A 10,737-nucleotide genomic window follows, 5' to 3' on the forward strand; every position below is an offset into this window, starting at 1 on the left:
CGCCTACCGCGCCAGGCTCAGCGGCCAGGGCTGCGGGACAGCCAGCAGGATCCACGCCGACGCCAGCAGGGCCAGGTTCTTGGTGAAGTTCACCATCTGCACGACCCGCTGCAGGGGGTCCTGCACCGCCCAGAAGTCGTGCATCCAGAATGTCACGGGGACGAAAAAGACCGTCAGGGCGGCCACGCCCACCGCGGGGTACACGCCCAGCAAGACCGTCAGCCCGCCCACCAGGAGCATCGCGCCGGTCACGACCACCAGCACCCGGGCGGCCGGCACGCCCTTACTGGCCGCCCACCGGCTCATCTCGTCGAGCCGGGTGAGGTGGTTGACGGCGTTGAACAGGTAAAAGACGCCCAGGATGATGCGGCCGATGAGAAACAGGACTTGAACCATACCTGTGCACCTCGATTTTAGAATTCTAAAAACGTAAAACTCATCCTCCCGCGAAATCTATTCCGGCGGCGGCGCCCGCCACCCCCCCAGGGCTCTCTCCAGCAGGGGGCGGTTGAGCCGGAAGAAGTGGTAGGGTCCTTCGCGACGCACCCGCATCAGCCCGCACTCCTGGAGGACGCGGAAGTGGTGCGACAGGGCCGGTGCGCTGAGGGCGAACAGCCGGGACAGGTCCCGGCAGGCGACCTCCTCCCGTTCCATCAGCACCCGCACGATCCGGTACCGGGTGGGATCCCCCAGGGCCCGGAAGATCCGCACCATCTGGCGCTCTCCGCTCTCCCGCCGCGACGTTGAGGTCATAGTTAAAAAACCATGGAACACCTTACCCGGCCAGGTCTCTCCTGTCAAGAGGCCGCCCCGTCATCCACCGCGGCCTCCACCTCGATCTCCACCAGCATCTCCGGGTGGACCAGAGAGGCCACGCCCACCAGGGTGGCCGCCGACCGCGCGCCAGCGAGGTAGCGGCTGAGGGCCTCGGCCGCCTCCTCCCAGCGGCTCCTGTCGGCAAGGTCAGTCACCTCGAGCCGGCGTCGGCGTCCTCGTCCTGATCCACGGGGGGAAACAGCGGCGCCACGGCTGCGTACACAGCGGCGTACAGCCGGTAGCTCCTCTCGTACCGCGCCGCCCGGGAGGCCTGGGGCCGGACGGTGACCACGGCGGGGTTGGCCTGCTGGGCCGCCGCCAGCGGGTCGGCGGCAGCACCCACCGCCGCGGCAGCCAGGAGCATGGCGCCCAGGGAGGCGGCTTCGGTCTGGACGGGCACGGCGACCGGGCGGGCGGTCACGTCGGCCGTGATCTCCCGCCACAGGGCGCTGCGGGCGGCGCCGCCGGCCGAGACCAGAGTAGTCACGGCCACCCCGATCCGGTGCAGTTCCTCCAGGCATGCCCGCACCTCGTATGCCACGCCCTCCAGGACGCTGCGCACCAGATCTCCCAGGTCGTGGGACAGCGTCAACCCGAACCACACCCCCCGGGCGGCCGGATTCCACCGGGGGGCGCGGGCGCCGGCGAAGAACGGCAGCAGGAGCAGCCCCCGGGCGCCGGGCGGGCTGTCCTGAGCCAGCGCGTCCAGCACCGGGTAGTCCAGGCGTCCTGCCAGGATCCGATCCCGCAGCCACCGCAGGATCGCCCCCGAGGCGCCCAGGCCCTGTTCGAGCAGGTACTGCCCGGGCAGGCAGTGGGCCGAACACAGGACTCCCGGGCCCAGGACCTCGGGGACCTGGGGGACGGCCACGGAGACGTTGGTGGTGGTCCCGGTGGACACCATGGCCGTCTCCCCGGCCAGCCCCAGGCCCAGTGCCTCGCACGCCCGATCGCCGGCACCCACGGCCACCGGAGTCCCGGGTGTCAGCCCCAGGGCGGAGGCCGCGGGAGGCTGCAGGGCGCCGGGGGCGGAGGACGACGGGTACAGCGGGGGAAAGCGGGAGAGGTCCACCCCCACCGCCTCGGCCATCTCCGGCCACCACGTCAGGCGGCGGATGTCGAACAGCAGCGTGCGGGACGCCAGCGAGGGGTCCGTGACCGGCGTGCCCGTGAGCCGGTGGTACAGAAAGTCCCGCGGCTGGAGGAAGTAGCGCGTCCGGCTGTACAGCTCCGGCTGGTGGCGGCGCAGCCACAGCAGCCGGCAGGCGGTGAAGGTGGGGTCGGCCCGCAGGCCGGTGCGCTCCCGCAGCTCATCCCCGAACCGTTCCGCCAGCACCCGCGCCTCCGCAGTGGCCCGGCGGTCCATCCAGATGATGCATGGACCCAGCGGCGTCCCGCGGTCGTCCACCGGCACCACGCCCTCCCGCTGGGACGACAGGCCCACGGCGACCGTCCGCACCGCGCCCGCGGCCTCCCGGGCCCGCCGCGCGGCGGCCACCGCCGCCGTCCACCACTCCTCCGGGTCCTGCTCGGCCCACCCGGGCCGCGGGTGGCGCGTGGGGTACTCCGCGGACGCGGCGGCCAGCGGACGGCCGTCCAGATCGAACCACGTGGCCTTGCAGGCGGTGGTCCCCAGGTCCAGGGTGAGAACGGCGTCGCGCACGTGCCCCCAGTTCGCGCCGGCCCCGGGCTGTCCCTGTGCCGGCCCCAGCCCGGGGGGGATCCGCCGGGCTCGCGGCGCCCGTCGCCCTTGACCGGCGCCGCGCCAGCGGGTAAAGTGAAAAGCAGACGTCAGATGTCTGACAAAGTCCTCTCCCGGTTGCGGTCCCGATCCCGCCAGCTGCTGCCGGCGCTGGTCCGGGACGCGTTGCGGGAGTGGATCGCCGACCGCCGCCTGCGCCCGGGCGACCGGATGCCGCCTGAGCCCGCCCTGGCCAGCCTGCTGGGGGTGAGCCGGGCGACCCTGCGGGAGGCCATCCGGGTGCTGGAGATGGAAGGCGTGCTGTCCCGGGCCCGCGGCGTGGGCACCTTCGTCGCCGCCTCCCCGTTCCTGCGCAACAACCTGGGCGAGAACTGGGGAGTCACCGACCTCATCCGATCGAGCGGCTACACCCCCGGCACGGCCGAGAAGGTCGTCCGCATCAGTCCGGGATCCCCGTCGGTGTGCTCGTCGCTGGGTCTGCCCGCCGGGGCGCCCGTGGTGGTGCTGGAGCGCCTGCGGACGGCCGACGGCCGGCCGGTGGTTCTGTCCACCGACATCTTCTCCGCCGACCTGCTGCCGCGCCGGGAGGACCCGCTGGCCGGACTGGGGGAGTCGCTGTACGAGTGGCTGCGGCGCAGTGCCGGAGTGGTCGTCCACCACGGGCGCGCGCGGCTCCGCCCGGTGCGGGCGGTCGGCAGCCTGGCCCGGCGCCTCCGCGTCCGCCGGGGGACCCCCCTGCTGTTCCTGGAACAGGTCGACTACACCGCCGACGGCCGCCCGGTGCTCCTCTCGATGGAATACCACGTGCCTGACGTCTTCGAGTTCACGATCCACCGGGTGAACGCGCCCGCGCCGGCACCGGGACCGCCGCGGCCGGCGGTGGCGCGGGCGGAACGGGTGCGCCCATGAGTCCTCCTGTCGGCAAGGTGATCCGTCTGCGGCGCCTCATCGAACCCCGCTATGGCACATGCGTGGTCTGCGCCCTGGACCACGGCATGACGGCTCCGCAGCTGCCGCCGGGGATCATCGACATCGAGACCCGGGCCCGCCAGGCCCTGGCCGGCGGCGCCAACGTCCTGATGCTGGGCGCCGGGATGGCCGCCCGCGTGGCTCCCGCGTTGCCCCCCGACGCCTCCGTGGCCCTCATGCTGTCCGCCTCGGCCGCCGGCCTGCCCGGGGGACCCGCGGTGGTGCCCATCAACTCCGTGGAGTGGGCGCTGCGGCTGGGCGCCGACGCGGTGGTCGTGTATGTCGCCCTGGCCGGTCCGGACGAGCGGGAGATGATCCACTATGTGGCCCAGGTCGCCGAGGCGTGCGACCGCTGGGGCATGCCGTTCATCGCCGAGGCGGAGTTCCCCAACGCCTACGCCAGCCTGGACCGGCAGGCGGGCGCGTGGGGGGCGGACTACCTGATGCGCAACGCCCGCCTGTGCGCCGAACTGGGCGCGGATATCGTCAAGGTCAACTGGAGCGGCGATGAGGCCAGCTTCGCGCGGATCGTCGAGGCCACCCGGGTCCCGGTCATCCTGGCGGGCGGGCCGGTGATCGACGACCGGGAGTTGCTGGTCCGGATGGAGCAGGCCCGCCGGGCCGGCGCCATCGGCTGCTCGGTCGGCCGCAACATCTTCCAGCATCCGCACCCCGAGGCCATGACCCGGGCGCTGTGCCGCGTCATCCGGGATCGGTGGTCGGCCGACCACGCGTGGGCCGAGCTCCAGGACGCCGTCGCCGCGGCGAGGGCGACCGGGGAGTCGTGAGCGCCGATGGGCGTGGCCACCCTGGCCGAACTGGTCGCCGACGCCCGCCGCCGGGGGCGGGCGGTGGGGGCGTTCACCTGCCTGAACCTGGAGACCGCGACCGCCATCGTCACAGTCGCCGGCGAGCTGCGCGCGCCGGTGGCGGTCGCCTTCACCGCCCGCCACAGCTCCTGGGTGGATCTGCCGGCCCTGGCGGCCGCGGCGCGGTCGCTGGCCGAGCGTGCGCCGGTCCCCGTGGCGCTGCACCTGGATCACGCCGACGACCTGGACACGATCCGGCTGGCCCTGCAGTGCGGGTTCACCTCGGTCATGGTCGGGGATGCGGCCGGGCCCGGGGGTGAGCCGCGGGAGTTCGTGCGCGCCGCGGTGGCCCTGGCGCGGCAGTACGGGGCCACGGTGGAGGCGGAACTGACGCCCATCCCCCAGAAGGAGTCTCTGGGCGGTGCCCCGCCGGCGTCGCTGACCGATCCCGATGAGGCCGCGCGCTTCGCGCGGCTCACGGGCGTGGACGTCCTGGCGGTGGCGGTGGGAAACGTCCACCACCAGGACCCGGGAGAAGCGCGCCTGGACCTGCCGCGCCTGCGGGCCCTGGCGGCCGCGGTGCCCTGCGCCCTCTCCCTGCACGGAGGGTCGGGGGTGGCCGACCCGCTGTTGCGGGACGCGATCGCGGCCGGAATCGGCAAGGTGAGCTTTTTCACCCGGTTGGCCCGGTCGGCTCTGGCCGCGCTGGGAGAGCGCGTGGCGGCCGGCGCGGACCTGCCGGAGCTGCTGCGCACCCTCCGCCGCGCGTATGAAGAGGCCGTGCGGGAGCGCCTGCGAGCTCTGACCGAGGGGTGAGAACACGCCGATGCGCACACCATCCGAATCGGGCGCCGATGCCGGGACGACCGACCTGCACCGGCACGTGGACCCCTCCCCGGGGTACACCCGCGCCGTGGAACCCGGACAGGCCGGGCTACGCTACCTGGACTTCGGCCTGCTGGTCCTGTCGCCCCACCACCCCCGCTACAGCCTGCCCTGCCGTGAGCGCGAGGTCGCGGTGGTCCTCCTGGAGGGATCGGGGACGGTGGCGGTGGACGGACAGGGGCAGCGCGTGGAGTGGGCGGTGGGGCCGCGGTCCAACGTCTTCGACGCCCTCCCCTGGGCCGTCTACGCCCCCCCGGGCGCGACCGTCAGCGCCTCCGCCGCGGACGGCCTGGTGGCGGTCGTCGTGGGCGCCCCCGCCGATCGCCCCGGCCAGCCGGCCCTGATCCGCCCGGACGAGGTCGTGGTCCGCACCGTGGGCCGGGACAACTGGACCCGCCAGGTGCGCACCATCCTCGACCTGCCTGCAAGCCAGCGGCTGCTGGTGGGCGAGACGGTCAATCCGCCCGGGAACTGGTCCAGCTACCCGCCCCACAAGCACGACCGCGACGCCCCGACCGAGCTCCCCATGGAAGAGGTGTATTACTATCGGCTGCGGCCGCCCCAGGGGTTTGCCCTCCAGCGGGTGTACACGGCCCCGGAGGACCCTAGCCCGCTGGACGCGTGCTACGTGATCCGCTCGGGCGACCTGGTCGCCCTGCCCCGGGGCTTCCACCCGGTGGTGGCGGCGGCCGGATACGAACTGTACTATCTGTGGGCCCTGTCGGGGGCGCGGGTGGTCTACGGGCGGTGGGCCGATGACCCCGCCCACGCCTGGATCCGGACACAGGAGGGCGCCGACCCGCCTCTCTGGGGAAGGAGGTGACAGCCGCCGTCTGCCGTCAGCACCAGGACGAAGGAGGTGGACAGGTGAAAGCGCACCGGGTTGTGATCGCCGCTGTTGTGTGCCTGGTGGTCGCAGGGGCGGCGGGAGCGTTCGCCCAGCCGCGGCGCACGCTGACCCTGTGGTACCCGGCCGGGGAGATCACCCAGAGCACCCTGCCCCTGCGCGATCCCACGGTCTTCGCGCCCTTTGAGGCCACCAGCAACGTCAAGATCGAGATGGTGGCCGTGGACTACGACACCATGCAGCAGAAGATCTTTGCCGCCGCCGCCGCCGGCAACATCGCCGACATCCTGTTCATCGACACCTCCTGGCTGCCCGGCTTCCTCAAGGAAGACCTGCTGGAGCAGGTGGACCCCGTCAAGGCCCGGCGCTGGCTGGCCTCGGTTTCGCCGGAGATTGTCACGCTGTCCGACTACGGCGGCGGGACCATGTGGGGGTACCCGCAGATGGGACACGACATCTACGGGCTGACCTGGAACAAGCAGCAGTTCCGGGACGCGGGGCTGGATCCCGACAGGCCTCCGCAGACCTGGGATGAGCTGCGGGACTACTGCCGCCGGCTGGTCAAGCGCGACGCCGCCGGCAACATCGTCCGGGTAGGCTACGCCATCCGCCACGTGGGCCATCCTCACGGCGTGGTCCACAAGCACCTGTGGGCCATCTGGGGCGCGGGCGCCGACCTCATTGACAACCCCAACGCCCTGCGGGGGGGCCGCGTCATGTTCAACAACGAGGCCGGCCGGGCCGCCCTGCGCCTGGTCCTGGACATGCTCCAGGTGGACAAGTGCACCAGCCTGAACTTCCCCGACCCCCGCGCCGCCTTCCTCAGCGGCATCGCCTCCATGCAGATCAGCGAGACGGTCAGCATCCGCGCCCGCCAGCCGCGGGAGGCTCCGGGCATGCCGTGGACGTCCGGATGGGGCATGTGGCTGCCTCCGGCCCGGCGGGCGGGGGACCGCCCCGTCACGCTGCTGGGGGCGTGGCTGTTCTCGGTGCCGCGGGCCGCGCGCCACAAGGACATGGCGTGGCGGGCCGTGGAGTGGCTGAACAGCGAGATCAACGACTACCGCCTGGCCAGCCGGTTCAATCTGACGCCCCGCTACAAGTCCAACTGGGCCAAAGACCCGTTCAAGTCCGACAGCTACGTCCAGACCCTGCTGAAGATGGCGCCCTACGGGCGCCGGCTGCCGATCAACCTGGGGCTGAACGGCATCATGGACGCCCTGGGCGGGGCGATCCAGAAGGCCTGGCACGGCGAGGCCACCGTCGAGGCCGCCCTGGCGGAGGCCGAGCGGCTGGCCAACAAAGCCATCCAGGATGCGATGAAGTAGTCCTCGGGGGGACCGGCGACCTCCGGTCCCCCCATCACCTTCCGGAGCGATTCGCTGATGGTCTCCGCGTGGGCACCGGTGGTCCGGGCGGTAGTCCGCGCCTACCGACGCCACTACCTGCATGCCTACCTGTTCATCAGTCCCGTGCTGGTGGCGTTCGGCCTGTTTCGCGTGTGGCCCGCCCTGCAGACCCTGTACTTCAGCGCCTTCCGGGTGGAGCTGGCGCGCCGGCGGCTGGTGTACGTGGGAGTGGAAAACTTCGCCGAGCTGCTCCACGATGAGATCTTCCGCCAGGCGGTCACCAACACGCTCCTGTATGCGGTGGCCATCGTGCCCACTGCGGCGGCCCTGGGGCTGATCCTGGCGGTGCTGTTCACCGAACGCTTCCCGGCCCGCGAGCTGCTCAAGGCCGTCTACTTCGCGCCCATGGTGACCAGCACCGTGGCCGCCGCGGTGGTGTGGTGGTGGCTGTACAATCCCCAGTACGGCCTGTTCAACGCGCTGCTGCGGATGGCGCACCTGCCCCCCTCCCCCTGGTTGCTGTCGACCCGCACCGCCTTGCTCTCGGTGATTCTCTTCAGCATCTGGAAGACGGTGGGCTACAACATGGTCATCTACATCGCGGGCCTGCAGGCCATTCCCGCCGAGTTCTACGAGGCAGCGACTCTGGATGGAGCGGGTCCCCTGCAGCAGTTCTGGCGCATCACCCTCCCGCTGCTGGCGCCGGTCACGGCCTTCCTGCTGATCTACAATGGCATCTTCGCGTTTCAGGTCTTCGACCAGGTCTACGTGCTCACCGGTGGCGGCCCTGCCAATGCCACCAACGTGGTCGTGCTGGAGATCTACCGGCAGGCGTTCCAGCGCTACCGGTTCGGCTACGCGGCGGCCGAGGCGGTGGTGCTGTTCGTCTTCATCCTGGCCATCACCATCCTCCAGTTCCGGACCAGCCGCCGGTTTGAGGTGACCTACTGATGGCGGGGCGCGCCCTGGGCCGGTGGCTGGCCTTCCTGGTGGTGGCCGCGGGGGCGGTGGTCATGGTGCTGCCGTTCTACTGGATGGTGGTCACGGCGGTCAGCCCGGCCCCGGAGATCATCGCCTTCCCGCCCCGCTGGATCCCCAGCCGCCTGGTGGGGGACCACTTCCGGGAAGCCTGGGCCCGGGCCCCCTGGCTGGTGTACTACAAGAACAGCCTGGTGGTGGCCACCGTGTCGGTGGGCTGCTCGGTGCTGTTCGGCCTGTTCGCCGGGTACGCGTTTGCGGTCTACCGCTTCCCGCTGCAGAACCTGTTCTTCCTGCTGATCCTGGCCACGCTGATGGTGCCGGTGCAGGTCACCAGCGTGGCCCTGTACGTGTTCCTAGCCCGGCTGGGCTGGGTGGACACCTACCAGGGGATCCTGGCCCCCAACTTCGCCAGCGCCTTTGCCGTCTACCTCATCCGGCAGGCGGTGCAGACGGTGCCCACCGACCTTCTGGACGCGGCCCGCATCGACGGCGCCGGCGAGGCGCAGATCGTCGTGCGGGTGGTGGCTCCCCTCATCAAGCCCGTGCTGGCGGCGGTGGCCATGCTGCTGTTCCTGAGCAGCTGGAACGACTTCCTGTGGCCGGTCATCGTCATCAACTCCGAACGCATGCGCACCCTGCCCGTGGGAATCGCCCTCTTCAAGGACCCCTACGGGTTCATCAACTACGGCCCGCTGATGGCCGCCACGGTGATCACCGTGGCCCCCATGCTAATCGCCTACGCGGTCTCCCAGCGCTACATGATCCGGGGGATCGCCATGACGGGACTGCGCTGACCCGCCGGCGGGGCCTGCAGACACTCACCGGCCCGCGGTCGCCTCGGGGGCCGGCACTGACGGCCGCACCCGCGCCGCCAGACCGGCGGTCACCAGGATCACGCCGGCCGCGCTGCCGAAGGCGGCGGTCTCACCGACGGCACCCAGCAGCCCGTTGCCCCACACCGGTCCGATGGCCCGCCCCAGCCCCTCCAGGGAGGACGCGACCCCCTGGACGCGGCCCTGCTCGCCGGGCGGGGCGGACAGGCTGATCAGGCTGGTCAGGGCGGGTGTGGCCAGCGCCGCTCCCACGGCGGCCGGCACCAGCGCCAGCACGAAAGGAGCCACGCGGTGAGTTCCCGACGCGACTGCGAGCCCGCCTCCCGCCAGCAGGAGCCCCACGACCAGGGTACGGCGCTCGCCCAGGCGGCGGACCACAGGACCCACCAGGGCCACCTGCACGACCGCCCCGATGGTTCCCACCAGCGCCAGCAGGTACCCGGTCTGAGGCACGTCAAAACCGAAGCGCCGGGCGCCGAACAGGGCGAACGCCGTCTGATAGACCGAGATGCTGGCCCAATAGAGAAAGTCCGCCGCCAGCAGCCGCCCCAGCACCGGGTGAGCCAGCGCCGCGGGGAGATCTGTCCAGCCGCCCGGGCGGCGGGCGGAGACCCGGTGGACGGTCTCCGGCAACAGCCGGTACGCCAGCAGCGCGGCCAGGGCGGCGATCCCGGCGGCGGCCCAGGCGGGGGCCGCATAAGAGATACGGCTGAGGGCTCCCCCCAGGGCGGGGCCGGCGATGAAACCCACCCCGAACGCCGCTCCCAGGAGGCCGTAGCCCCGGGCGCGGTGTTCTTCGGAGGTGACATCGCCGATGTAGGCCCGCGCCGTGGAGATGTTGCCGCCCGACAGGCCGTCAATGATCCGGGCCAGGAACAGCACCGGCACGCTGCGGGCCAGCGCCAGCACGACGAAGCTGGCCACCGTGCCCAGCAGGCTGACGATGAGGACCGGCCGGCGGCCGTAGCGGTCCGAGAGGTCTCCCAGCACCGGCGCGGCCACCAGCTGCGCCAGCGAAAAGGAGGCGAACAGCCAGCCCACCTCCAGCGGGGTGGCGCCCATCCGGGTGGCGTAGAACGGCAGCAGGGGGATGATGATGCCAAACCCCAGGAGGTTGACCAGGACGATCAGGAAGATCAGCAGGAGCGGGCGACTCACGGCCTCTACTGTACCGGCCGGGCGTCATGGCCGTCCAGCGGAAGCCGACACTCCCGCTTGGGGGCCGCCACCCGCACAGGGGTGGGCCCCTCAGAGCGTACGCACCAATCAGGCGAATGGGTCCGTCCGCTTCGGCCGACGGTCCACTCCCGCTCGACCTGGTGCGGGAGGGCCGGCCGCCTCTTCGGATCTCGCGGCCTGTCTCATCTTTTGCGGGCATGCCTCAACGGCGGCCCTGCCACCGGGGGGCGACCGCGTGCGAGAGGCTCACGGACCCGACCGCAGATGTTCTTCCGCGATGCGGCGGGCAGCGGCATCCATCGTCATACCGTCCACCGCCGCCATCTCAAACACCCGCCGCATAGCCCCCTGCACGCTCTGCACGACT

At 71.8% G+C, this 10,737-nt stretch carries 12 protein-coding genes; 7 read left to right on the forward strand and 5 right to left on the reverse strand.

Annotation, left to right across the window (positions count from 1 at the left end; genetic code table 11):
* Nucleotides 1–3: 3 nt before the first annotated feature.
* The 4 genes from RB150_06335 to RB150_06350 all read right to left on the reverse strand — a co-directional run bounded on the left by RB150_06335 (nucleotide 4) and on the right by RB150_06350 (nucleotide 2,479).
* On the reverse strand, nucleotides 4–396 hold the full coding sequence (locus RB150_06335) for a DoxX family membrane protein (protein ID MDQ7820150.1): 393 nt from the start codon (nucleotides 394–396) through the stop codon (nucleotides 4–6).
* 57 nt (nucleotides 397–453) lie between these two features.
* Nucleotides 454–714 carry a metalloregulator ArsR/SmtB family transcription factor gene (locus RB150_06340; GenBank protein ID MDQ7820151.1) on the reverse strand — a complete coding sequence of 87 codons (261 nt, stop codon included), beginning with the start codon at nucleotides 712–714 and terminating at the stop codon, nucleotides 454–456.
* Nucleotides 715–797: 83 nt separating this feature from the next.
* Nucleotides 798–971 (reverse strand): hypothetical protein, encoded by a 174-nt coding sequence (locus tag RB150_06345; protein ID MDQ7820152.1) that lies wholly within the window; start codon nucleotides 969–971, stop codon nucleotides 798–800.
* Nucleotides 968–2,479, reverse strand: a complete 1,512-nt coding sequence (locus tag RB150_06350) for an FGGY family carbohydrate kinase (protein ID MDQ7820153.1) — start codon at nucleotides 2,477–2,479, stop codon at nucleotides 968–970. Before RB150_06350 ends, RB150_06345 begins: the two co-directional genes overlap by 4 nt.
* 132 nt (nucleotides 2,480–2,611) lie before the next feature.
* Between RB150_06350 and RB150_06355 the strand changes: the two genes are divergently transcribed.
* Genes RB150_06355 through RB150_06385 form a run of 7 tightly spaced genes read left to right on the forward strand, consistent with a single transcriptional unit; the run spans nucleotide 2,612 to nucleotide 9,152 of the window.
* Entirely contained in the window at nucleotides 2,612–3,427 is an 816-nt protein-coding gene (locus RB150_06355; protein MDQ7820154.1) for a GntR family transcriptional regulator, read from the forward strand.
* Nucleotides 3,424–4,275 (forward strand): hypothetical protein, encoded by an 852-nt coding sequence (locus RB150_06360; GenBank protein MDQ7820155.1) that lies wholly within the window; start codon nucleotides 3,424–3,426, stop codon nucleotides 4,273–4,275. The genes RB150_06355 and RB150_06360 overlap by 4 nt, the downstream gene beginning before the upstream one ends.
* 6 nt (nucleotides 4,276–4,281) lie before the next feature.
* A complete protein-coding gene (locus tag RB150_06365) occupies nucleotides 4,282–5,112 on the forward strand; it encodes a class II fructose-bisphosphate aldolase (protein ID MDQ7820156.1) in 831 nt (276 codons plus the stop codon).
* Nucleotides 5,113–5,122: 10 nt separating this feature from the next.
* A complete protein-coding gene (gene iolB, locus RB150_06370) occupies nucleotides 5,123–6,004 on the forward strand; it encodes a 5-deoxy-glucuronate isomerase (protein ID MDQ7820157.1) in 882 nt (293 codons plus the stop codon).
* 44 nt (nucleotides 6,005–6,048) lie between these two features.
* Nucleotides 6,049–7,356, forward strand: a complete 1,308-nt coding sequence (locus RB150_06375; GenBank protein MDQ7820158.1) for an extracellular solute-binding protein — start codon at nucleotides 6,049–6,051, stop codon at nucleotides 7,354–7,356.
* Between the two features lie 57 nt (nucleotides 7,357–7,413).
* Nucleotides 7,414–8,328, forward strand: a complete 915-nt coding sequence (locus RB150_06380; protein ID MDQ7820159.1) for a sugar ABC transporter permease — start codon at nucleotides 7,414–7,416, stop codon at nucleotides 8,326–8,328.
* Nucleotides 8,328–9,152: a carbohydrate ABC transporter permease gene (locus RB150_06385; GenBank protein MDQ7820160.1), complete on the forward strand. Its 825-nt coding sequence runs from the start codon at nucleotides 8,328–8,330 to the stop codon at nucleotides 9,150–9,152. The genes RB150_06380 and RB150_06385 overlap by 1 nt, the downstream gene beginning before the upstream one ends.
* Nucleotides 9,153–9,176: 24 nt before the next feature.
* On the opposite strand, the gene RB150_06390 is transcribed toward RB150_06385, so the two are convergent.
* Nucleotides 9,177–10,349 carry an MFS transporter gene (locus RB150_06390; protein ID MDQ7820161.1) on the reverse strand — a complete coding sequence of 391 codons (1,173 nt, stop codon included), beginning with the start codon at nucleotides 10,347–10,349 and terminating at the stop codon, nucleotides 9,177–9,179.
* Nucleotides 10,350–10,737: the final 388 nt, after the last annotated feature.

The organism is Armatimonadota bacterium (genome assembly GCA_031081675.1).
Lineage (GTDB): Bacteria > Sysuimicrobiota > Sysuimicrobiia > Sysuimicrobiales > Kaftiobacteriaceae > Calidihabitans > Calidihabitans tengchongensis.